The sequence below is a fragment of the Serratia sp. HNCC26DJ206 genome (assembly GCF_057180605.1).
The window spans coordinates 87,220-110,353 of sequence record NZ_JBXUGP010000016.1; the positions used below are offsets into that span (position 1 = coordinate 87,220).

The window sequence follows — 23,134 nt, forward strand, 5'->3', positions numbered from 1 at the left end:
GGATTTTTACCAATAAAAACCGCTCGTTAGCTCAGTTGTTGAGCACTGTCTCGCATTATTGGCGGGCTAGACGGCCGCGAGTAGGCTCGAAAAGCACATTGCTGCGCCATGGGTTGATATCCAACCCGCCACGCCGGGTATAACGTGCATAAACGCTCAGTTGCTCCGGTTGGCAGAAACGCAGCAGATCGTTAAAAATGCGCTCAACGCATTGCTCATGAAATTCATTGTGATGGCGGAATGAAACCAGATAGCGCAGCAGCGCTTCACGGTTGATTTGCGGGCCACGATAGCGGATTTGCACGGAACCCCAATCCGGCTGATGGGTGATCAAGCAGTTGGATTTCAGCAGATGGCTGACCAGCGTTTCTTCCACTTGTTGTTCGCTGGTGGCACCCTCCAGATAACCTGCGTTGAATTCATAGTCATCAATGCTGATGTCTTGCGCATCAATACACTCACCCGCAAAATGGGCGATCGGCGAACCTGCGATCTGCTCGACGCTGTACAAGGTCACGCCGACTTCCCCCTGTGCGCAGGCTGACAAATCGCGTTGCAGCGTATTGCGCACTGTTTCCCAATCAGGGAAATGGGTCTGGTTAAAACTGTTGAGGTAGAGCTTAAAGCTTTTGGATTCGATCAGGTTGATGCTGTTGGCATTCAGGCTGATTTCGCCAACCGCGACCTGCGGCAGGCCTTTTGCATTCAACCAGGAAAGCTCATACAGCGTCCAGATATCGGCACCATGGAACGGCAGGTTATCGGGATAAAGCCCCAAAGGTTCACGATTCATACTGCGTGGAACCGCCTGTAGCAACGCAGCGTCGTAGCGGTCATGGTAAGCGGTCGGTTTGCCCAGCGTCAGCGCCGAAAGAGCCTGATGGTCTTGATAAGAGGACATAAGCTGTCACCTTGGTCTTGGAAAGGTACAATAGCCGCCAGTTTAGCGTATGTGAGAAAAAATATGGACCAGGATGTATCGCACGCACTGCGTGAATTTACCCGGCGTTATGTCGATCTCTGGCAGCAGCAGCGTGGTCATGCGCCCGCAAGCCAGGAGCTGTACGGTGTCGCTTCACCGTGCATTGTAGAAAACCGTGATGATCAAGTGTTGTGGTTGCCGCAGTCGTTTATCCCTGAGGCGACGTTGGTGAAGGTGGAAAATGCACTGGAACTGCAATTACAGCCGGATATCCATACCTTTTATACCCAGCAATATGCTGGGGATATGAGTGCGCAGTTTGAAGCGCATCGAATGACGCTGTTACAGGTATGGAGCGAGGATGATTTTATCCGCTTGCAGGAGAACCTGATCGGGCATCTGGTCACACAAAAACGCCTCAAACTTTCCCCAACGTTATTCCTGGCAACGACAGAATCAGAGATGACGATGGTATCACTGTGTAACGTCAGCGGTAATGTGGTGCTTGAGCAATTTGGCAGCGACAAGCGTACGTTTTTGTCCAACTCACTGGCTGATTTTCTCCGTATGCTACGTCCTGTGTTGGATTAGTTGTCCTTTTTGTATCGGGCGCGTGTGAGAGATCTCTTACAAAGGCTGTAAGAGATCGCTTTTAATTTTTTCTGATGGGTGGCTTAGATTGGACTTATTGCTATCCAGATCAATCAGTTAAAATGGACTTAGGATAATCCCTTAATAAAGTTTGATGTAATCTGTCTTACATAGCCTTGTGAGACGGAAGGAATTAAGCGATCTTATGTCTACCGGATAGGAACTGGTTGGAGCAGGAAAACATCAGGATGATGTAGCTTCAGGAAGAAGAAATGGATGCACTCAGGAAGAGTGAAAAGGATTGGTATCAGGACGATGCCTAGGATGTTTCAGGATTGAAACCAAGGACACCTCCAGGACGGAGATTGAGAGCTAGCGCAGGACTGCTGGTGGGTCAGGAAGACTAAGGAACCGCGTCAGGACGATGCTACAGGACATAGCAAGGATTGTTTGGTCAGGATGGCCGAAGGAAAAGTTTTCAGGGATTGAGCAGGGAGCACACTGTTTAGCGGGATTGCTATAAAACGAACCGGGGGCACTGTTAACGCAGTGCCCCCAACTTTTTGGCTTTCAGTGCCCGATAACTAAAAATGATTAATGTTGTTAATAATTAACTTCCGTTATTAACCAATAGCCCCCAATACATCCCCCGTGCTTTGCTTCTTTGGCAACAGGAACAGAGTGGCGTAAATATCCAACAGGTAAATACCCGCCAACAGGCTGATAGCTGCCGTAAAGGAAACCTGCGTCACTAGCGCACCAATCACTAACGGCCCAAGTCCGCCAACGCCACGCCCCAGGTTGAACAGGATATTTTGCGCCGTAGCACGCGCCTGCACCGGGTAAGTATCCGAAATCAAAGCGCCATAGCCACCAATCATACCGTTAACAAATACTCCCATTAGCGCACCCGCAAACAGCATCAAGGTTGGGTCGCTGAGCTGGGCGTAGCAAATCACCATCACTACTGCACCGATCTGGTAGATCACGAAGATTTTCCAGCGTGGGAAGCGGTCAGCCAATATCCCGAACAGCCAAATACCAAAGGTCATGCCAAGCACGGTGACCGCAGTCCAGACACCGGATTTGGTCAGCGAAAAACCAAAGTTTTTTGCCAGATAGGTTGGCATCCAAATCATCAGCCCGTAATAACCGAAGTTTTGTACCGAACAAAGGATGAGGATCCCTACGCTGGCTCTGCTTGTAGCACGATCCTTGAACAGCAGTTTTACCCGCTGAGTGAAGGACAGATGTTGTTCACCGGCTTGCTGCTGCACAAATTCTTTGGGTTCACCCATGGTGCGGCGGATAAAGAAAGAAACCAGCGCTGGCAGCAGGCCAACCAGGAACATGCCACGCCAGCCGATATAAGGCAGTAACAGCGGGGTCAGGAAGGCGGCGGCAAGCACACCAAGCTGCCAACCCATGCCGACATAGGCTGAGGCGCGGTTGCGTTTTTCTGCTGGCCAGGCTTCGGCGATCAGCGCCATGCCGATGCCAAACTCACCACCTAGCCCGATACCGGCTAACGTGCGGTAAGCGAGCAGATCCCAGTAGCCAACGGCGATAGCACACAGGCCGGTAAACAGGGAGAACATCAAAATGGTGAGGGTCAGAATGCGGATGCGCCCGAAACGGTCGCTGAGGTGGCCGAAGATCACGCCGCCAATCACTGCGCCGATCAGCGTCCAGGTGACCAGAGAACCCGCTTCCGATGAGGTCAGACCCAATTCAGAGGTGATCACCGGCAGCATAAAGCCGAGTATCAGCAAATCGAAGCCATCCATTGCATAACCGGTAACCGAAGCCAACATGGCTTTACCGGGTGTCGCGTGATTTTTTGTTGATGAGATTGCGGACATGTCTTTCATCTGTGTGGTTTTGAGTGGGCGTATTGTGCCGTGCCGCGCGCGGCGTCACCAGATAAAATATACATATATCACCAACTCAGCGGAGTTGGGGGACGCATGGCTTAAATGCTATGCTTTCGCGCTGATATCAGGGCCACACAGTTTGGGAAGGCAAATGAGTATAGAAAACCAGGTTCGCCGCAGTTTACAGGCGATTGAACAAGCCATGCGGGATTTGGCACTGTGGCAGGCTGCACCGCCTGAGCCTGAGGCTTTCTCCAGCTCTGAGCCTTTCTGCCTAGACAGTATGCGGGCAGAGGAGTGGCTGCAGTGGGTGTTGCTACCGCGTATGACCGCGTTGCTGGATGCCAAAGCTCCATTACCAACGCGCTTTATGATCGCACCTTATTTTGAAGAGGCGCTGAAGGATAAGCAGCCAAACTGTATGCCACTGTTGGTGTTGTTGCAGCGTTTGGATTCGTTACTGAATAAAGAACCACAATAACGTATTGCTGTGTTTCGGCTCAGAGATACATTGCCTTTTAGGCTATTTTTGCAGATTTGCAGGCCGTTGTGCGGCCTGTGAAGCAATTCTGCTGAAAAATGAAGCTAAATTTTTTGATGATATATAGACTAAGAAGCCGATTTATTTCGTTGTATTCACTTGTATGCATAACGCTGCATTCAATAGGTGGATTTAAGAATTAGAAGATTCTTCTGGGTATCTATAAGGGATCATAAGGTGCTGCAATAATGGATTTATTAAAGTTCATCCTTCGTCTGCCGTTTACGTTGATAAAAGGCGTGTTTCGCCTGTTGGCTTTTATTCTGGGTTTGCTGGGGCGGCTGTTCAAGCCGGTGATCGGCAACGTTAACTGGAATGCCCCTGCCTGGGCGGTAGTGCTGTCAGGTGGGTTGAAGCGTGGTTTCCTGCGGTTGGAAAGCGGGGTGGACAAATATCCAAAAGCCATCAGCCTGGCGCTGCTGGTGTTATTGTGCGCTGCTGGTGGCGCGTTCTATGGCTGGAACTGGTGGCTAAACCGGCCGCAGCCGATTGAACCGGCACCAATGGTATATCAGGAGACCAGCGTCAAGGTTTCTGATCCCGAACCCGTCAATTATGCGCTAGCAAAATCTGCACCGCAGGAAGTGGTTCTTGCTTTCCGCAACTCGGTCGCTCCGCTGACCGATGTGGGTAAAGTGGTGGAAAAAGGCGTTACGCTTAACCCCGCCGCAGAGGGGCAGTGGCAATGGCGTAATGCTTGGACTCTGGTATTTACGCCAAAAAATCCGTTGCCGATGGGCGCTAAATTTGAGGTTAACCTCGATCCTGCCGTGTTGCTTGCTCCGCAAATTAAGCTTAATAACACAAGCTACAGTTTTAACGTGCCTGCGTTCGGCTATCAATTGGGGAAAGCCGAGTATTATCAGGACCCACAAGATCCGCAAAAGCGTAGCGCTATCTTCAACGTAAAATTCAATGCGCCAGTCGATGTGGCGAGTTTTGAAAAGCAGATCGCGCTTGGGCTGACGGAAGCCAAGGCCAAATCGGAAAAGAAACTCAATTTTTCTTTGGTCTATGACGAGAAAAAACTGAATGCCTGGGTACATTCGGAACCACTGAAAGCATTGGATCACGGTGGTTCCGTGCATCTTGCTATCGGTCAGGGCGTTAAATCTGTGGTATCTGCCAATGCGACTACGGAAACCAAAGATAACTGGGTATCTGTGCCAACGCTGTACAGCCTGATGGTGAAGGATACCAATGCTCAAGTGGTGGATGCCGATGGGGCTAAAGGCCAGCGTGCATTGATCGTCGCCTTTAGCGATGCGGTGAAAGATACCGACGTTGGCCGTGCGGTCAAAGCCTGGTTGCTGCCGCAGCACGACCCTAATGAGGCTGAAGTCGATTGGGATCCGAACCAGTTTTATCGCTGGAGTGTCCAGAGCGTTGATAATAGCGTGCTGGCGCAGTCGACGCCGCTGAGTATCACGCTCAACGAGGCGGAAGAAAGCTATCAGCCGCAGTTCAGCTTCAAGTTTGATGCACCTGCTCACCGCTTTATGCTGATAGAAATTGATGATCTGATGACCTCCTCCGGCGGCTATAAAATGCCGGAAAAGGTCTATCGCATTGTCGAAGTGCCCGATTATCCAAAATCCTTGCAGTTTATGTCGCAGGGTTCGTTGTTGTCGGTCAATGGTGACAAGCAAATCAGCGTGGCGGCCCGCAACGTACCGGGCCTGCGTTTAGACATTAAGCGGGTGATCCCGAGCCAGTTACAACATATTGTCTCTTTCAAAAGCAGTGAATACTCATCGGCACAGTTCAACCAGCTTAATGACGAGTATTTTACTGAACACTTCAAATACCAGACGGTGATCAACAATGATAAACCGGGTGAAGTGAACTATCAGGGTATTGATCTCTCTCGTTATCTTTCTACTAACCCAGACTCCCATCGCGGCGTATTTTTGTTAACGCTGTCGGAATGGCAGCCGGAGAAGAAGAAACAGCCACAGGTTGTGGAAGAAGAGGAAAGTGAACAGACCGAAGAAGAAAGCGATGATGTGCCCAGCGTAGGGGACTCGCGCTTTGTCGTCGTGACCGATCTGGGGATTATTGCCAAGCGCTCTCAGGATAAAACGCGCGATGTCTTTGTGCAGTCGATCAATAACGGGGCGCCGGTCAGCAATGCCAAAGTGTCGGTGATTGCTAAAAACGGGGTGGCATTGCTCAGCCAGACGACCGATGCCAACGGCCATGTGCGTTTCCCTGCGCTAGATGTCTATACCAACGAGCGTAAGCCAGTGATGTTCCTGGTGGAAAAAGAAGGTGACGTTTCCTTCCTGCCAACCGGTGACTATAACGATCGTGGGCTGGATTTCTCACGTTTTGATATCTCAGGCGAAGAAACGCCGGTTGATCCGCGCACTCTGAGCAGCTACCTGTTCTCTGACCGGGGCGTTTATCGGCCTGGGGATAGCTTTAATATCGGCTTGATTACCCGCGCTGCCGACTGGAGCGTTGCTCTTGCCGGTGTGCCGGTGCGTGCCGAGATCCGTGATCCGCGCGACAAACTGATGACCACGGTGCCGCTGACTCTCGGCAGCAGTGGTTTCAACGAACTGAGTTATACCACCGACGAAAACGCGCCTACGGGTGAATGGAACGTCTACCTGTACCTGATTGGCAAGAATAATGACACCACGGCGTTGCTCGGCCATACCGCCGTGAACGTGAAGGAATTCGAGCCCGATCAGTTGAAAGTGAAGCTGGAACTGACGCCAAACCGCCAGCAAGGGTGGGTGAAACCCTCTGAATTGCAGGCCAATATTGATGTGCAAAACTTGTTCGGCACGCCAGCGCAAGATCGCCGGGTAACCTCGAAGCTGACGCTGCGGCCGATGTATCCGAATTTTGACCAATTCCCAGATTACACTTTCTACGAGAACCGCCAGAACAGCGATGGTTTTGAAACCGAACTGGAAGACAGAACCACCAATGAGCAGGGTGTGGCAAATATCCCGCTGGATCTGAAATCCTATGCGGATGCCACTTACCAACTGCAATTGCTGTCTGAAGCTTTTGTCGCCGGTGGTGGTCGCTCAGTGGCAGCGACTGCGCGGGTGCTGGTATCACCTTATGATTATCTGATCGGCGTGAAGCCGGACGGCGACTTAGGCTATATCAACCGTGATGCGGCACGTCACCTGAACGTGATTGCCATCGATCCTGCGCTCAAGCAGATTGCGTTACCTGATTTGAAGCTGGTGTTGATCGAGCAACGCTACATTTCTGTGCTTACCAAGCAGGATTCCGGGGTTTACAAATACCAGTCGAAGATGAAAGAAGTTCAGCTCTCCGAACAGCCACTGGCATTGACTGAACAGGGTAACGATCTGACGCTGGCGACCGATAAACCGGGCGACTTTGTGCTGGTGATTGAAGATGCGCAAGGCAAAGTGCTCAATCGCATTGGCTACAGCGTGGCGGGCAATGCCAACCTCAGCCGTTCACTGGATCGCAATGCCGAACTGAAGCTGAAACTGAACCAGGCGGAATATCAGCCTGGTGAAGAGATCGAAGTCTCGATCAATGCTCCTTATACCGGCAGCGGTTTGATCACCATTGAGAAAGATCGGGTGTACGGCTGGCAATGGTTCCATACCGATACCACCAGTTCGGTACAAAAAATCCGTGTTCCTGCCGGGATGGAAGGTAACGGTTACGTTAACGTGCAGTTTGTGCGTGATGTGAATTCCAGCGAAATCTTTATGAGCCCGCTGAGCTACGGCGTGATGCCGTTTAAAATCAGCACTCGCGCCCGTCAGAACAGCCTTGAAGTGTTGGCTCCTGAGGTGATCAAGCCGGGTGAAAATCTGGCAATGACGGTGAAAACCGACGGCCCGCAGCAGGTAGCGCTGTTTGCCGTAGATGAAGGGATCCTGCAGGTGGCACGCTATCGCCTGAAAGATCCGCTGGAGTACTTCTTCCGTAAGCGGGAACTGAGGGTTGAAAGTTCACAAATTCTCGATTTGATCCTGCCGGAGTTCAGCAAACTGATGGCGCTGACCGCGGCACCGGGCGGTGATGGTGGTGAAGGGCTTGATCTCAACCTGAATCCGTTCAAGCGTAAGCGTGATAAGCCGGTTGCCTACTGGTCGGGTATTACCGAAGTGAACGGTGAGAAACAGTTCGACTATCCGGTACCGGATTACTTCAACGGCAAAATTCGGGTGATGGCGATTTCGGTTACGCCGGATAAAATCGGCAAAGCGCAGACTTCTGCAACGGTGCGTGACAACTTTATCATGACGCCGAATGTGCCTGCGATGGTGGCGCCGGGTGATGAGTTTGATGTCAGCGTAGGGGTCAGCAACAACCTCGAAGGGTTGAATGGCCAAGCCGTTGCGGTGAGTATCCAACTGACACCGCCGCCACAGCTGGAAGTGGTAGGCAATGCTGAACAAAACCTGTCGTTGGCAGAAAAACGCGAAGGGGTGGTGAGCTTCCGCCTGCGTGCCAAATCATCCCTCGGCGATGCACCGCTGGTGTTCGATGCCCGCTATGGCGACAAAACCAGCCGCCGTACCATCAGCACCTCGGTACGCCCGGCGATGCCTTATCGCACGCAGTCGGTGATGGGCCGGATGAACGGCAGCAACCAGAATATCGACAATCTGCGCCAGATGTTTGATGCTTACGCACAACGCCGAGCGGCAGTCTCTTATTCGCCATTGGTGCTGACCAGCGGCTTGGCACAATATCTGGCGGATTATCCGTATTACTGTTCTGAACAGATTGTCAGCCGCTCAATCCCGCTGATGCTGCAAGGACAGCACCCGGAAATGAACAGCAGCCTGAGCCAGGCAGAAGTCAGCAAACAGTTGAAAAACCTGCTCGGCGTACTGCGTTCACGCCAGAATGACAGCGGTGCGATTGGCGCATGGCGTTCATCGCCGGATGCCGATCCGTTTGTGACGCCGTATGTGGTGCAATATCTGCTGGAGGTCAAAGCGGCGGGTTACGCGTTACCAACCGGTATGCTGGAGGATGCCAACGGTGCGCTGCGTGAACTGGCTGCCAGTCGTTATGACGATCTGTATCATTTGCGCCTGCGTACCTGGGCGGTTTACCTGCTGACCCTACAGGGGGAAATCACCACTAACTTGCTGGCTTCGGTGCAGGATACGTTGCAGAAACTGTATCCAGAGAGCTGGAAAACCGATCTGAGCGCGTTGTATCTGGCTTCGTCTTACCGCCTGTTAAAAATGGATGATGAAGCCAATGCTCTGTTGCAACCAAGCTGGAATCAACTCAGCAAAGCCTATGATAAGGGCTGGTGGACGCAGAATTACTTCGATCCGCTGGTGCAGGACGCCACGCGGTTGTATCTGATTACCCGCCACTTCCCGGAAAAAGTGTCTGCCATACCTCCGCAGGTGCTGGAGAATATGGTCAAGGCGCTGAGAGAAGAGCGCTATACCACCTATTCTTCGGCCATGAGCATTCTGGCGCTGGAGAGCTATTCGGCACAGGTGACGGCGCAGTCTTCCTCGGCGGAGACGCTGAAGATCGCGCAAACCAGCAAGCGTAGTGATATTGATCCACAGATCATTTCGGCGCTGGAAGGGCGGTTTATCAAAGGGCAGTTTACTGCTGATGCGCAAGCTATCCACTTTGAGAATACTCGTGACGCGCCAGCTTGGTACGTGGTGACGCAGGCCGGTTACGATCTGGCTGCGCCACAGAAAGCGATTTCGCGCGGCCTGGAAATCACCCGTGATTACACCGACGAGCAAGGTAAACCGCTAGCGCAGGTGACGCTGGGGCAGAAAATCAATGTGCATCTGAAAATCCGCGCCAACTCGAAAGAGGGGCAGGATAATCTGGCGATTGTCGATCTGTTGCCTGGCGGGTTTGAGGTGGTGCAGCAAACGCCTCCACCACCGGCAACGGAGAGCGAAGGGGAAGGTAGTGATGATACAGACGCTGGTTGGCAGTCGCCGCTGGCGGTATCAGGTTCCACCTGGGCGCCGGACTACAGTGATATCCGCGAAGATCGGGTGATCATTTATGGCAGTGCCACGACCGATGTGCAGGAGTTTGTTTACCAGATCAAAGCGACCAACACCGGTAGCTTTGTGATCCCACCTGCTTACGGTGAAGCCATGTACGATCGTGAAGTGCAGGCGGTATCGGTCAGTAGCGGTAAATTGGTTGTTGTACCAGCGAAAAACTAATAAACCACCATCAACCCCCCTGTCGTTGATCAACGGCGGGGGGGATGTAGTGAGTCAATGATGAAAATCCCCCCGGCTTTCTCTGCGGCGGTTAAACGCTGGTTGCAGAATATTTTTATGGCGATCATTCTGCTGTCACTGGTGTTCCTCGGTGTGCGCCTCTGGCCGCATCCGCCGCTATCTCAGGGCGTGCCTCTCTCTTCGGTTTATTACGATAGCCAGGGTGTGCTGATGCGCATTACGCTGGCGAATGACGATCGTTATCGCTTGTGGACACCATTGGAACAGGTTTCTCCGCTGGTGGTGCGCGGCATTTTGCTGCATGAAGATCGCTGGTTCTATTACAACCCTGGTTTTAACCCGATCAGCCTGGTGCGTGGTTTTTGGCGCAGTTATGTTGCCGGGGGCAAAATGCAGGGCGGATCGACCATCACCATGCAACTGGCAAGGATGCATTGGCATCTGAATACCCGCACGCCAAGCGGTAAACTGATGCAGATAGTGCGAGCCGTACAGTTGGAACTCAGCTATTCCAAACACGATATTCTGGAAGCCTATCTGAATTACGCCCCTTATGGCCGCAACATTGAAAGCATCGGTGCCGCCAGCCTGATTTACTTCGCCAAGGCACCGCAAGATCTGACATTGCCGGAAGCGCTGACGCTCTCCGTTTTGCCACAATCCCCCAGTTACCGTATCGATCCAAAAACCGGTGTGCTGGGTAATGCCCTGACGCAGGCACGCAATCGCCTGTTCCTGCGCTGGCAAGGGGTTTATGCCGCTGACAGCAGCCAGCAAGCCTTGTTTCAGTTACCGCTTGCACTGCGCCAACCGGAGCAGATGCCATATATTGCCCCGCATTTTATCGAGCAACTGCGCCAACAGAAGCAACAACTGGTTCAGCGTGATACCCGCATCGATACCACGTTGGATGCAAGCTTGCAGCGGCTGATTGAAAAGCAGGTGAACGCGTTCATTACTCGCAATCAGAGCCGGGGGATCCATAATGCCTCGGTATTACTGGTGGATAGCCGGGATATGGGCGTGCGCGCGCTGGTGGGCTCTGCCGATTATTACAACCGCGAGATCCAGGGGCAGGTGAACGGCACCAATGCTAAACGCTCGCCGGGTTCCACGCTTAAGCCGTTTATTTATGCGCTGGGTATGGAGCAGGGCGTATTGCACCCGATGACCATTTTGAAAGACGTGCCCTCATCTTTTGGGGCTTATGCGCCGGAGAATTTTGATCGGCGCTTTCTGGGGCCGGTAACTGCCACGGATGCGCTCAATTTCAGCCGTAATATTCCAGCCGTTTATGTTGCTTCACAGCTACGGCAGCCGACGTTCTATCAGTTTTTACGCTTGTCCGGCGTGGCTAATATGGCCAGTGAGAACCACTACGGGCTTTCGCTGGTGCTAGGCGGTGGCGAAGTCACGGCGCAGGAACTGGCAAAACTGTATGCGCTGTTGGCAAATCACGGCGCACTGCGCCCGTTACGCATGCAAAAAAATGATGTTTCCCCTCAGCCGATACGTTTGCTCAGTGAAGAAGCCAGCTTTATCACTTTGGATATGCTGCGCCAGCACCGTCGGCCCGGCGATACTCTGGCCCAGCGTTCATCTTCGCTGCCGGTCTATTGGAAAACTGGCACTTCCTGGGGATTCCGTGACGCCTGGAGCGTGGGTATTTTCGGCCCCTATGTGCTGGTGGTTTGGGAAGGGAATTTTGACAGCAAAGGCAACAACGTGTTTGTCGGCGCTGACGCTGCCGCACCGCTGTTTTTCAATATCATCGACAGTGTGAATGCCAGCTACCCGGCGTTGCAGGAGCCGAAGCGTCCGCTGCCAAAACAGCTTAAGCGGGTGGATATCTGCCTAGCCAGTGGTAATTTGCCGACACCATGGTGCCAGCAAAAAGGCAAAACCTGGTTTATCCCTGGCAAATCGCCGATTAAGGTGGATACCGTATATCGCCCGGTAGTGCTGGATATCCAGAGTGGGGAGGTGGCTTGCCCGCCCTATGATGAAACGCAAACCCGCACCGAAGTGTTTGAGTTTTGGCCTTCCGATCTGGCGAACGTGTTTGCGCAGGCTGGCTTGCCGAAACGCGCTCCTCCGGTGAATCGTTGTAAAGATAACGGTATTGCCATCAGCGGCAATCCGCCGCGCATTACTTCACCGCTGAAAAATACGACCTATACCTTAAGGCAGTCGCAGCAAGGGCGGGACAAAATAGCCTTCAATGCCGTTACCGATGCCGACAGTAAAACGGTGTACTGGTTTGTGGATGATATCTATCTTGGCAGCAGCGCCAGCAAAACAGCAATCGACTGGCGTCCGGTCAATAACGGCCAGTATCGCATCAGGGCGGTGGACGATCGTGGCCGGGCGGACAGCCGGATGATAATGATTGAACTGGTGAATTGACCGGCGTTGTACAAGAGGAATATCTTCCTTGAGCACTGCCGGTCACTGTCGTTATACGCAGAGCACTCCGGCTTTCTGCGCCATAGATTGCAGGTGGCCAAACACATTACCGACGCGCAGACCGTTGTGCTCATACTCATTGGTGATCCAGGGGGTCAGATTCCCCACTTGCTGCGCGGTCTCCAGCGACAGCCGGACATCGACGTACATATCGCTGAAGTAAACCGCGGCGAATACCGGTACTTGGTTTTCGAGCAAGCGCTCGCTGTTATACAACGGTGACCAGACCCGGCGTTCGGCCAATAACTTGACGGCGTCGTTGAACGGGCGCAGTGCCGCAATGTCGGTAAACATCCAAGGATAGATCATCTCACCGGTCAGGTAGAGTGGCCGACGATCTTCCGCAAAGGCATCAAAATTATGCCGCAGGCGCTGCGCGGCCCAATTGGTGGCTTTATCCTGCGCGTAGATACTTTCATGCAGCACGGCAAACAGCGGGTTTTCCGCATAGCTGGTGAGGGTCATAACCTGTGACAGGAAAGTATCGCTGAACTGCCCATCAGGATTAAAGGCCTCGTCGAACAGCCACAGCAGCCGTTCATAACCTTCGCTCATACCCAGATCGATTCCCAGGCTTTGCAGGCGTTTGACGGTCAGGCGATCGCCATCGGGCAGCAAGACTTCCTGCTGCTCAAGCCGATCGGCGATCAAGCCTATCTGTTCTTCAAGCTGCGGATAGCGCTGATAGAAAATCCGGTTTTTCGCTACCACTTGCGGGTAGGTATGTGCATAAACCTGATCGGCGTCTGGCTGCAAGCTCGCAAGGCCACCGGTCATAAAACAGGTGTGTAAGCCTTCCGGTGCCTGGGAAAGGTAAGTCAAAGTAATAAAGCCGCCGTAACTTTGCCCGAGCGTACTCCAGGGGCGATCGCCAAAGCAGGTTTTACGCAGATATTCGGCATCAGCTACAATCGAGTCTGCCCGGAAGCAGGACAGATAATCGGCTGCCTGAACGTCGCTGAGCCCGGCCAGGCTTTTGCCTTCAACCCGGCTGCTGCGCCCGGTACCGCGCTGATCGAGCAAGATCACCCTGTAGGTTTTCAGGGCTTCTGCGATCCAACTGCTGCGCGCGGTGGGGCGTGGGCTTTTCCCGCCGGGCCCACCCTGGAGAAACAGCAGGCAAGGTAGTTGTTCTTCGCGACGTGTAGGATCCACCAATTCGCGGGCAAAAACCTCAATGGTGCTTGTATCCTGATCGTCGAACCATTTCAATGGTACCTGGATAATATGTTCACGCACCCAAATTGCGGGTAGCAAATACTCTCGTTTAACAGTCATGTTGTTTTCTTCCCTTTTGTTCTTTCCTCACTTTTCAGTGGCTTTATACTGCCAACGGCATTTTACGAAGCTGTTCTAGCACCAAGGAATTGGCCAAGACCATCTCATTGGGTCAATAAGGTGCTCTTTTCAGAACCGACTGATTTTCCTGACTGAAAGGTTAGTTTCGTTTGGTTTACATCGTGCTTGGTTTGACCTACAAGCAGAGGTGAGGCTTTATCAAACGACCCCGAACATGATGAACATAACTCGCGAAGACGGATCTGTGCTAGTACGTTAACGCAATGTAAAATGATCGCCATCACAATATTGATGATAGCTTTTAATGCCCGCGTTCATGCTGAGCGATCAAGCTGGTTTTGCTGCGTTCGATACTGGGTCGTTAGCACAACGGTGATTGCTTAAGTGTGGTCATTAATGATGCGCCATCCCTCGCCAGTGCGAACTCTTTAATCTCACCGAAAATGGCCTACGTTCATGTAAGGCAAAGTAAAATTGGACACCCCTTTAATAGGGAACTATATCTTAAAACAGGGTCAGGTTTTATGCCTGACCTTATTGTTTTCGTCGTAAATCATGATCGTGAAAGGCGAACGCACCCCCGTAATAACTATATGGAGTAAGCCATGATTACAGAAGCGCAAGTCAATCAGGCCCAGCAGGACTGGTGCGATGGTTTGGTGAGAATCGGGGCGACGTATCGTCAGGGTGGGGATTACCAAGCTGTCGCTGCGGCTGTTGTAGATACACTATACGATTACAAAGATGGCGTTGTGTTCTTCAAGCCCACTTTGGCACATGGGGCCAAGACATTCCGCTGTAGTCGTGAGGGAGCTATTTCTTACTTCGTCGGTGGGAACCCTGATTTTCCTGATGATGCGGGCTTTGCCTTAAAAGTGTGGCAAAAAGTCTGGTACGACAACAATGCCGCTGAGAATGGTATTCAGATTCATGGTGATATTGCGATCACTATGGGCAACGTCTATCTGATTAGCGAGAATAACGAGCAAGTGATGGTCGATAAGACGTTTGTTTTCCGTCGCTGTGCAGATGGTCAGTTGCGCCTATGTGCACATAAATCAGCGTTGCCTTTTACTCCTCCGGCCAAATAATACAGCTTGATTATATGTACGAATTGCCGCGGCCCTGGAGGAGGCTAATAACCAAGGGGCCAAAGCACCTGTAATCTGAAGTATTACAAGTATAAAAAACATCATTACAACTTCCATTAGCCCGCAAATTAATTTCACGGAACCAGCAGAGAGAGTGCGTCATGAATATCAGCAAAGGTTTTTCCGGCGATCTTTTCGGTGGGCTGACAGCGGCGATCGTGGCTTTGCCATTGGCTCTGGCCTTTGGGGTACAATCAGGTATGGGGGCTGTAGCCGGGCTCTATGGGGCTATTGTTCTTGGTATTCTGGCAGCACTGTTCGGTGGCACACGTACGCAGATCAGTGGCCCAACCGGGCCGATGACCGTGGTGTCCAGCGCCATTATTGCGGCAGAGATTGCCTACTTTGGCTCCTTGGAAGCTGCGCTACCCTCCATAGTGGTGACATTTGTTCTTGCGGGACTGTTACAGATCCTCATGGGGATGCTCAAAGTAGGGCAGTACATTCGTTACATGCCTTACCCCGTTATCTCTGGATTTATGAGCGGTATCGGTCTGATTATTATCATTACGCAACTTTTTCCACTCATGGGCCTGGCTTCGCCCGGTTCGCCGTTGAGCACCCTGCTCGCCGTTGGTTCGGCCATCGGTAGTATCAATCTGCAGGCGCTATTTTTGGCCTTGGGAACCATCGCGACCATTTATCTGTTCCCAAAAATCACCAAAGTCATCCCAGCCACGCTGGTTGCCCTGGTGTTTTTTACCATATTGTCGATAGTGTTAAAATTGCAGGTCCCCACCATCGGCGATATACCACAGGGGTTACCGGAACTGCATTTGAATGCTTTTACTCAGATCGAGTGGCATGACCCTGCCATTATCATTTTTACCGCATTGACCCTGGCCAGTTTGGGAGCGATCGACTCCCTGCTTACCTCTGTCGTAGCCGATAATATGACGCGTACCCAGCACAGCTCTAATCGCGAATTGATTGGGCAGGGGATTGGCAATGCGGTGGCGGGGTTATTCGGCGGGCTTCCTGGCGCAGGGGCCACCATAAGAACGGTAGTTAATATTCGTTCCGGCGGCAACTCTCGGCTATCAGGAATAACGCATGGCCTGATTCTGTTATTTATTCTGCTGGGGGCCGGTAAATATGCTGGCTTGATCCCGGTGCCAGTGTTGGCTGGTATTCTGATCACGGTAGGGATCGGTATTATTGACTACCGTAGTCTGAGGGACTTGCGGTCAATTCCCCGTGCTGATGTGGTGATTATGCTGAGCGTGACGTTACTCACCGTATTTGTCGATCTTTTACAGGCGGTGGGGATTGGGATGGTCATGGCCGCACTGTGGTTTATGAAACAGATGGGCGATCTGACAGAACAAAAATCCCAAGGGCATTTGCTATCAAAAGATCAACGAGTGGTTCTGCCCGATGAGCAAGAATGGCTGCACGGGCACGAAGAACAAGTCTATATACAACATTTTGACGGGCCGATTTTCTTTGGTTTTATCTTTGGCTTTAACCGCATCATTCGGGAATTGCCTGAGGTGAAAACCGTGATTTTCCGTATGGAGAATGTGCCTTATATTGACCAGAGCGGATTATATGCGTTCGAGGACGCGATGACTAACCTGCGCCAAAATGGCATTGAGATAATGTTCTGCGCATTGCAGGCACAGCCGCGAAGTATGTTAGAAAAGATTGGACTGATCCCAAATCTGGTATCACCAGACAAGATCGTCGAACGTTTTGAGGATTTGGTGCCATTATAGCCAGTGAGTCAGCGGTTAATTTGAGTGTTCTATTTCTCCTCGCGTTAATGCCCATCAATGTTGATGGGCATTAACGATAAACTCTAAGCCACGCTCGTTTTTCATTGTTACCCGATGGCAGGTTACATATCAAAAAAACAATCTTCATCGAGTACTGATGTGGCTATTTTCTGCACTGGGCCGCACATTCTGACTTGGAAATCACCGCTGAAGCTAATAGTCAACCGCCCACCGGGCATATGCACGGTAACCTTGTCATCAACCAGCCCGAGCTTACGCATCGCACTGGCGGCGGCACAACTGCTGCTACCTGACGCCAATGTATAGCCTGCACCACGCTCCCATATGCCAATGTGAATATTGCCGCGATCCTGCACTTCCACAAACTGGACATTGGTGCGTTTGGGGAAGATGGATAATGTTTCTATTTTTCTTCCCAGTTCTTTCACCAAGGCAAGATCCAATTCTTTCACCTGAACAACGCAGTGTGGATTACCCATCGATACCAATGTCGCCCTCAGTGTATGGCCATCAATAGGAAGTGGTAATGCCAGCGCAGTTTCACCTTCGACCAAAGCAGGTAGTACAGACGGTGTGAAATTGGCTTGCCCCATGTCGACAATGATTTGATGCAAATCTTCCGTGACTTCACAGCGTACTTGTCCACCCACGGTATTCACATAGAATGGCGAATGGGAAACTCGACCTGTATCAAATAAATAACGAGCATAGATACGCAGGCCGTTACCACTCTTCTCAGCTTCAGATCCATCCGGGTTGATTATGCGTAAAGTTGGGACATCAAGGTCGTCGATATCGATAAGTAATCCATCGGAACCGAGCCCGTAATGACGATCACAAATACGCCGTATTTGCTGATTGGTCAGGCGTTCCGCCACTTTGCGCTGACAGACCAGATAATCGTTACCTAACCCATGATAGCGGTGAAAAATAAGTTCGTTCATTGGCATCTCATTAAGTGGTGGCGGTTTTATTCATACTGGTAAAGCATCATGTTCGTAACAACGTTTGTTAACGGACTCTTCATATCGATCTCACCTTGCATAGCGAAGTGAGATCGCCGGATGCTTACTTATCAATCACTAAACCGCTCAAAGATCTCTTTAGCGGCGGCTTCATAAGCTAACGCTTTCAGCTCCATGATCTGCTTCATATCTTTAGAGTCCCGGTTATGGCGGCTGCTGACGGCGGAATTCTCGAAAGTTTGCGGCGTAAAGCTCGTCCAGCGACCAGTCAGAACGTCAATTAGAGCAACACGCAACACGATTCGCATATGCTGAGTTTCGTCAGGTAATACACTGCCAACAAAAGGCACCCACGAAATGACTTTAGTGGCTTCATTTTCGCTGCCGCTTTCTAACTGTCCCCAGTAAACCAGAATCTTATCCTTACCACCGTTAGCGGCTGTCAGACGCAGAAGTTTAGGATAATCAACGGTAGAGTCTTTACTCTGGCTTTCGCCATAACGACATGAGTTTGGGGGGATCCCGGAAAACACGGCTACGGAATAAAACTGCTTGAGGGCATTCTGCATGGCAGGATCGGGCGTCATAGCACCTGACTGGATCAGCAAAATAGACGAATTCTTAGGTAGTCTGAAAATGGAGCGGGCATTGTTGAGGGCCATTTTGATATCGTTATCAGTAATACCCTGCTCAGGCATCGCGCCCAGTACGTCCTGATCCCTTAATTCACCGTTATAAAACTGATTTTGCCCATTACCGGCATTGGAAATGGAACGTGTTTCACAGCCTGATACCATCAGGATGCCTAAGACGACAAACAATAACCCACACCATTTACCCATAGAGCTATTTTTCATATATTCATTCCCTAAATTATGGATAGCTAGCTGATATTAAAGATTACCAGAACGCAGAACTTACCCCATTGCACATTTAATAATCTAATAAAATCCCGATAGTTAACAGTCTATTTATTCGCAGTGGGTAGAAAGGTAGAGCTCGTTCGGTTGGCTTTACACGAAGCAGTCATATGCAGTCATTGTGGCCTAACTTTGAGGGGGAGCTATGTGCCGGAGCATATTGGCCCGGCCCCATACAGGGTAACCTTTAAAAAGGTTAGGCCGACGACACCGTTATTGTTTAGTGGTTACTCTCTTTATAAGATAAAGTGTTTACCACGAATTACCATTTTTCAATGAGTTAAAAAGCGATTTACTATTTCAAGGAAGTATAATGACCCTTACTATGCCTCGTACCATTGTTTTGTTGACAATCCTATTTCTGACGGCCTGCTCGGGCCAGCAAAGTAGCTCAGAGCGCCACGCCAAGCGTGCTGTTTATCAATTGGATCAGGTGCATTTTGATCCCAATAGCCGAATGGATATTTCAGGCTCGATAAAGCACGCCACACCGTTTTTTAAGCAGTTCTATGAGACAGGGAAAGCCGATCGGGCAAAAGGGCTAACGCGCCAGCAGGCTCAGCAGCGTGAGGCGTATTTCCGCAGCCCCGAATTCCTTCAAGAATCGGAACAGAAAAGTATATTTATCAACCAAAAATATTCAGCAGATAACCCGCAAAAACAGCGCCAGATACTGGTGGATGCCGCTGTTGCTACCTACTGGGATGGGTACGAAGGCCGGTCTTGAATTAGGAATATCTTTATATGAAAGTTTTGTATCAGGACGAACACCTGATTGCAGTCAACAAACCTGCGGGCTGGTTGGTGCATCGTAGTTGGTTGGATCGTCATGAAACCAAGTTTGTGATGCAAACCGTGCGCGATCAGATTGGCCAGCATGTATTTACCGTGCATCGCCTCGATCGCCCCACTTCCGGCGTATTACTGATGGCGTTGTCCAGCGACGTTGCGCGCATGCTGTCGCAGCAGTTTGAACGGCATGAAGTGCAGAAAACTTATCATGCGGTGGTGCGGGGTTATGTGCTTGAAGAAGGCACTATCGATTATGCGCTGACGGAAGAGCTGGACAAACTGGCGGATAAGCATGCCGACCCAGATAAAGGCCCAAAATCGGCGGTGAGCCATTACCGGTCTTTAGCCACGGTGGAAATGCCGGTGGCGATTGGCCGTTATGCCACCTCGCGCTACAGCCTGGTTGAACTGAAGCCGGAAACCGGCCGTAAGCATCAGTTGCGCCGTCATATGGTGCATATCCGCCATCCGATCATTGGAGATACCGCACATGGCGATCTGCGCCAGAATCGCGGTATGGCACAGCATTTTGCCTGCCCGCGCCTGATGCTCCACGCCAGCCATCTGCAACTTAATCACCCCATTACCGGTGAAAAGCTGCATATTTCCGCCCCTTGGGATGCGACTTGGCAGGGGGTGATGTCTCAATTTGGCTGGCTCGACGTTATCCCTGAGCTTGCTGGGGTTGAGTTTCCCACGGCTAACGGTCAGGATAACTGAGCATTTTTTAAGACATATCCAAAGAAATCATCAAAGGAGCAGGAGCGATGGCTCAGGTTGGTATTTTCGTAGGGACGATCTACGGTAATTCATTGCTGGTGGCGGAAGAAGCGGAAAATATCCTTAAAGAGCAGGGCCATGAGGTCAAACTGTTTGAAGAAGGGGAACTGGAGGCCTGGCAGTTTTATCGCCAGCACTATGTGTTAGTGGTGACGTCGACCACCGGGCAGGGCGATCTGCCGGATAGCATTGCGCCGCTGTTTCATGCCTTGCGCGATCAGGTCGGTTATCAGCCGGAACTGCATTATGGGCTGATTGCGCTCGGTGACAGCAGCTACGACAACTTCTGCGGTGCCGGGCGTGCTTTTGATGCGCTGCTGCAGGAGCAAGGGGCAACACGGGTGGGAACCGTCTTGGAAATCGATGCGCAGGAACAACCCGAGCCAGAAGTGGTGTCCTGCCCTTGGGTCGAGCAGTGGGGTTTATTGCTGAAATAATAAACCCCTGGCCGCAGTGTTTCTTGCGATGCTCAACGCTCGTGGCTGTTGGTAAGCAACTGTGCTGCGTCGAGATCGGCAAACAATGTGCACGCCGGGTGCAAGCGCAGTATGGAAGCAGGGATGGCTTCCGTCAGCGGGCCTTCCAGCGTCTTTTTCAGTATTGGCGCTTTTTTCTCACTGGTTACCAACAGCAGGATATTTTTGGCTTGCATGATAGTTTTGAGCCCTAGAGAGAAATAAGCGTCAGGAACGAACTCTTTACCTCCTACTTCGTTTGCCAATAAGGCTGTCAGTTCGGGGTTATTGCGATCAACAGCAATCCGGCGTGCTTCGCTGTCAAACGACGAACCCGGCAGATTAGCGGCGATATGTCCATCGCTGCCTAGCCCCAGAATCAGTAAATCTATACCTCCATCCGCTTCTATCTGCCGGTCCGCTTGAGAATAATTGCTACCGTTCAGTGCATGGATCCGTTCATCAGGTACTCCGGCAGGTTCGAACAGATGGCGTTGTAAGTGGCGATAAATGGCACCCTGATCGTTCTCAAACGGATGAAACGGCACTTCATCCTGCGTGTAATAATGCACATGGCGATATTGCGGGTTATTACACAGATGTGGGGTTAATGCTTGATACAACGCCAAGGGTGTTGATCCACCGGTTGGGGCAAAGTTAAAGCGTGAGCGTTCTCGCATGGCCTGTAAAATGTCAGTGACCGCCTGCGTGGTGAGTAACTCTTGGTTGGGGAATAATTCAATTCTCATCTGTTTTCCTTGGATGATATAGATTACCGGGTCATGCAGGGCAAAAAAAAACCTAACCCCTTAACTGCTCCCCAGGCCAATACGCGGGAAACGTTAAAGAGTTAGGTTTTGCCTGCTAAGCAGTAACAATCCTATCTTGATGACAGGTTAACCCTAGCATACCGGGAACGGTCAAAATGTGAACTCAGTAACAGGCGGGTTTAATGCCTTGTTGCTGGGGCTATTTACCGCGAGTCAGTTTGTCCAGATCGGATTCAATCTCGGCAATCTTGTGGGAAACCACGTTTTCCAGATGGCGCAGGTCGTCAAGAATTTTACGTTTCAGATCCACTTCGATCTGATCGCGTTGGCAAAGCTGATCCAACTCGTCGATCACGTAGCGCAGATTGGGGTTAATTTCGTGGATTTCTTTGTAACCTTGACCCGCATTGTCGGCTACTACGGTCTTGCGTTGACGCGGATATTTGAACTTAACGCTTTTGGCAAAGAACTCGCCTTTGTCCTTGCGGAAATAAATCTTGAGAATGTCGTTATTGGCCTCCTGACGCAGGCTATAGCGATCGACATCTTCCGGTTGATTGATTCCTAAGCTTTTCAGGTTGTCATACATAATCGCGTCACCTTTTAATGGATTTTACACCGGTTTCATTTCAATTCTCAGTGATGTTAGCTGAAAATTGACATTCATCAGGGATGTTTCACTGTGAGAATTATGGTGAAAACTGCCGCCAGAGACTGTGACGGTTCGCGTATTGAAGGCAAAAAAAGAGCGGGTGATATTCACCCGCTCTTCAATATTAGTCGATGGTGCGTAACAACTCATTAATCCCGACTTTGCCGCGCGTTTTAGCGTCGACTTTCTTCACGATCACCGCGCAGTACAGGCTGTATAAACCGTCTTTGGAAGGCAGGTTGCCAGAAACCACCACTGAGCCAGCAGGTACGCGGCCATAGTGCACTTCGCCGGTTTCACGGTCATAGATGCGGGTGCTTTGGCCGAGATAAACGCCCATTGAGATCACCGAACCTTCTTCTACGATCACCCCTTCCACCACTTCGGAACGTGCGCCGATGAAGCAGTTGTCTTCGATGATGGTTGGGTTGGCTTGCAGTGGTTCCAGCACGCCACCAATGCCGACACCGCCAGACAGGTGAACGTTTTTACCAATTTGCGCGCAGGAGCCCACGGTGGCCCAGGTATCAACCATGGTGCCTTCATCGACGTAGGCACCGATGTTGACATAAGACGGCATCAGCACGGTGTTGCGAGCGATAAATGCGCCCTGACGGACGGTTGCCGGTGGCACCACACGGAAGCCTTCTTTCTGGAAACGCGCTTCGTCGTAATCGGCGAACTTCATCGGCACTTTGTCGTAGTAACGGGTTTCGGCACCGTCCATAACTTTGTTGTCGTTGATGCGGAAAGAAAGCAGCACGGCTTTTTTCAGCCACTGATGCGTTACCCACTGACCGTCAATCTTCTCGGCAACGCGCAGAGCGCCGCTGTCCAGCAAGGCGATCACTTGGTTTACCGCTTCACGCGTTACGGTGTCTGCGTTAGCCGGGGTGATATCCGCACGGCGTTCGAAGGCGCTTTCAATAACGTTCTGTAATTGCTGCATTCTGTTCTCTGTCCTGGTTTTAGTTACGAAAGGTTACTTGTATACCCTAAATAATTCGAGTTGCA

At 51.2% G+C, this 23,134-nt stretch carries 17 protein-coding genes; 9 read left to right on the top strand and 8 right to left on the bottom strand.

All coding sequences use genetic code 11. The features are described from left to right. Positions 1-55 precede the first annotated feature (55 nt). Positions 56-901: an NADPH-dependent 7-cyano-7-deazaguanine reductase QueF gene (queF, locus tag AC2A1E_RS12495; RefSeq protein WP_484384009.1), complete on the bottom strand. Its 846-nt coding sequence runs from the start codon at positions 899-901 to the stop codon at positions 56-58. 63 nt (positions 902-964) lie between these two features. On the opposite strand from queF, the gene syd reads away from it, so the two are divergent. Then, a complete protein-coding gene (gene syd / locus AC2A1E_RS12500) occupies positions 965-1,513 on the top strand; it encodes a SecY-interacting protein (protein ID WP_484384010.1) in 549 nt (182 codons plus the stop codon). Positions 1,514-2,136: 623 nt separating this feature from the next. On the opposite strand, the gene AC2A1E_RS12505 is transcribed toward syd, so the two are convergent. Further along, a complete protein-coding gene (locus AC2A1E_RS12505; RefSeq protein ID WP_484384011.1) occupies positions 2,137-3,375 on the bottom strand; it encodes an MFS transporter in 1,239 nt (412 codons plus the stop codon). Between the two features lie 163 nt (positions 3,376-3,538). Here AC2A1E_RS12505 and AC2A1E_RS12510 point away from each other — a divergent pair, with 163 nt between their 5' ends. From AC2A1E_RS12510 to pbpC, 3 genes are all read left to right on the top strand, one after another. Beyond that, entirely contained in the window at positions 3,539-3,868 is a 330-nt protein-coding gene (locus AC2A1E_RS12510) for a YqcC family protein (RefSeq protein ID WP_484384012.1), read from the top strand. Positions 3,869-4,116: 248 nt separating this feature from the next. Then, positions 4,117-10,110, top strand: coding sequence for an alpha-2-macroglobulin family protein (locus AC2A1E_RS12515; protein WP_484384013.1), 5,994 nt, complete (start codon positions 4,117-4,119; stop codon positions 10,108-10,110). A 60-nt stretch (positions 10,111-10,170) separates the two neighbouring features. Next, positions 10,171-12,537, top strand: coding sequence for a penicillin-binding protein 1C (gene pbpC, locus AC2A1E_RS12520; protein WP_484384037.1), 2,367 nt, complete (start codon positions 10,171-10,173; stop codon positions 12,535-12,537). 51 nt (positions 12,538-12,588) lie between these two features. On the opposite strand, the gene AC2A1E_RS12525 is transcribed toward pbpC, so the two are convergent. Then, positions 12,589-13,875 (bottom strand): alpha/beta fold hydrolase, encoded by a 1,287-nt coding sequence (locus AC2A1E_RS12525; RefSeq protein WP_484384014.1) that lies wholly within the window; start codon positions 13,873-13,875, stop codon positions 12,589-12,591. A 626-nt stretch (positions 13,876-14,501) separates the two neighbouring features. Here AC2A1E_RS12525 and AC2A1E_RS12530 point away from each other — a divergent pair. Further along, complete coding sequence (locus AC2A1E_RS12530; protein WP_484384015.1) at positions 14,502-14,987, top strand: hypothetical protein; 486 nt, start codon at positions 14,502-14,504, stop codon at positions 14,985-14,987. Between the two features lie 161 nt (positions 14,988-15,148). Next, on the top strand, positions 15,149-16,765 hold the full coding sequence (locus AC2A1E_RS12535) for a SulP family inorganic anion transporter (protein WP_484384016.1): 1,617 nt from the start codon (positions 15,149-15,151) through the stop codon (positions 16,763-16,765). A 122-nt stretch (positions 16,766-16,887) separates the two neighbouring features. On the opposite strand, the gene dapF is transcribed toward AC2A1E_RS12535, so the two are convergent. Further along, entirely contained in the window at positions 16,888-17,730 is an 843-nt protein-coding gene (dapF, locus tag AC2A1E_RS12540) for a diaminopimelate epimerase (RefSeq protein ID WP_484384017.1), read from the bottom strand. Between the two features lie 131 nt (positions 17,731-17,861). Next, on the bottom strand, positions 17,862-18,608 hold the full coding sequence (locus AC2A1E_RS12545; protein ID WP_484384018.1) for a lipoprotein YafT: 747 nt from the start codon (positions 18,606-18,608) through the stop codon (positions 17,862-17,864). Between the two features lie 376 nt (positions 18,609-18,984). Between AC2A1E_RS12545 and AC2A1E_RS12550 the strand changes: the two genes are divergently transcribed. The 3 genes from AC2A1E_RS12550 to AC2A1E_RS12560 are packed head-to-tail and all read left to right on the top strand — an operon-like array spanning position 18,985 to position 20,680. Continuing rightward, the gene (locus tag AC2A1E_RS12550) at positions 18,985-19,398 is read left to right on the top strand and encodes an Exc2 family lipoprotein (RefSeq protein ID WP_484384019.1); all 414 of its coding nucleotides are present in this window, start codon (positions 18,985-18,987) and stop codon (positions 19,396-19,398) included. Between the two features lie 17 nt (positions 19,399-19,415). Continuing rightward, positions 19,416-20,183, top strand: coding sequence for a tRNA pseudouridine(65) synthase TruC (gene truC, locus AC2A1E_RS12555; protein ID WP_484384020.1), 768 nt, complete (start codon positions 19,416-19,418; stop codon positions 20,181-20,183). Between the two features lie 47 nt (positions 20,184-20,230). Continuing rightward, the gene (locus tag AC2A1E_RS12560; protein ID WP_484384021.1) at positions 20,231-20,680 is read left to right on the top strand and encodes a flavodoxin; all 450 of its coding nucleotides are present in this window, start codon (positions 20,231-20,233) and stop codon (positions 20,678-20,680) included. Between the two features lie 32 nt (positions 20,681-20,712). Here AC2A1E_RS12560 and AC2A1E_RS12565 read toward each other — a convergent pair whose 3' ends face one another. The 3 genes from AC2A1E_RS12565 to dapD form a co-directional block, all read right to left on the bottom strand. Next, positions 20,713-21,447 (bottom strand): glucosamine-6-phosphate deaminase, encoded by a 735-nt coding sequence (locus tag AC2A1E_RS12565; protein ID WP_484384022.1) that lies wholly within the window; start codon positions 21,445-21,447, stop codon positions 20,713-20,715. 220 nt (positions 21,448-21,667) lie between these two features. Next, the gene (locus AC2A1E_RS12570; protein ID WP_459401545.1) at positions 21,668-22,057 is read right to left on the bottom strand and encodes a DUF3461 family protein; all 390 of its coding nucleotides are present in this window, start codon (positions 22,055-22,057) and stop codon (positions 21,668-21,670) included. 187 nt (positions 22,058-22,244) lie between these two features. Then, a complete protein-coding gene (dapD, locus tag AC2A1E_RS12575; RefSeq protein ID WP_473188331.1) occupies positions 22,245-23,069 on the bottom strand; it encodes a 2,3,4,5-tetrahydropyridine-2,6-dicarboxylate N-succinyltransferase in 825 nt (274 codons plus the stop codon). Positions 23,070-23,134: the final 65 nt, after the last annotated feature.

Excerpts from the sequence above, each read along its gene's own strand:
- queF (WP_484384009.1), bottom strand. The coding sequence starts at position 901 with ATGTCCTCTTATCAAGACCATCAGGCTCTTTCGGCGCTGACGCTGGGC.
- syd (WP_484384010.1), top strand. The coding sequence starts at position 965 with ATGGACCAGGATGTATCGCACGCACTGCGTGAATTTACCCGGCGTTAT.
- AC2A1E_RS12505 (WP_484384011.1), bottom strand. The coding sequence starts at position 3,375 with ATGTCCGCAATCTCATCAACAAAAAATCACGCGACACCCGGTAAAGCC.
- AC2A1E_RS12510 (WP_484384012.1), top strand. The coding sequence starts at position 3,539 with ATGAGTATAGAAAACCAGGTTCGCCGCAGTTTACAGGCGATTGAACAA.
- AC2A1E_RS12515 (WP_484384013.1), top strand. The coding sequence starts at position 4,117 with ATGGATTTATTAAAGTTCATCCTTCGTCTGCCGTTTACGTTGATAAAA.
- pbpC (WP_484384037.1), top strand. The coding sequence starts at position 10,171 with ATGAAAATCCCCCCGGCTTTCTCTGCGGCGGTTAAACGCTGGTTGCAG.
- AC2A1E_RS12525 (WP_484384014.1), bottom strand. The coding sequence starts at position 13,875 with ATGACTGTTAAACGAGAGTATTTGCTACCCGCAATTTGGGTGCGTGAA.
- AC2A1E_RS12530 (WP_484384015.1), top strand. The coding sequence starts at position 14,502 with ATGATTACAGAAGCGCAAGTCAATCAGGCCCAGCAGGACTGGTGCGAT.
- AC2A1E_RS12535 (WP_484384016.1), top strand. The coding sequence starts at position 15,149 with ATGAATATCAGCAAAGGTTTTTCCGGCGATCTTTTCGGTGGGCTGACA.
- dapF (WP_484384017.1), bottom strand. The coding sequence starts at position 17,730 with ATGAACGAACTTATTTTTCACCGCTATCATGGGTTAGGTAACGATTAT.
- AC2A1E_RS12545 (WP_484384018.1), bottom strand. The coding sequence starts at position 18,608 with ATGAAAAATAGCTCTATGGGTAAATGGTGTGGGTTATTGTTTGTCGTC.
- AC2A1E_RS12550 (WP_484384019.1), top strand. The coding sequence starts at position 18,985 with ATGACCCTTACTATGCCTCGTACCATTGTTTTGTTGACAATCCTATTT.
- truC (WP_484384020.1), top strand. The coding sequence starts at position 19,416 with ATGAAAGTTTTGTATCAGGACGAACACCTGATTGCAGTCAACAAACCT.
- AC2A1E_RS12560 (WP_484384021.1), top strand. The coding sequence starts at position 20,231 with ATGGCTCAGGTTGGTATTTTCGTAGGGACGATCTACGGTAATTCATTG.
- AC2A1E_RS12565 (WP_484384022.1), bottom strand. The coding sequence starts at position 21,447 with ATGAGAATTGAATTATTCCCCAACCAAGAGTTACTCACCACGCAGGCG.
- AC2A1E_RS12570 (WP_459401545.1), bottom strand. The coding sequence starts at position 22,057 with ATGTATGACAACCTGAAAAGCTTAGGAATCAATCAACCGGAAGATGTC.
- dapD (WP_473188331.1), bottom strand. The coding sequence starts at position 23,069 with ATGCAGCAATTACAGAACGTTATTGAAAGCGCCTTCGAACGCCGTGCG.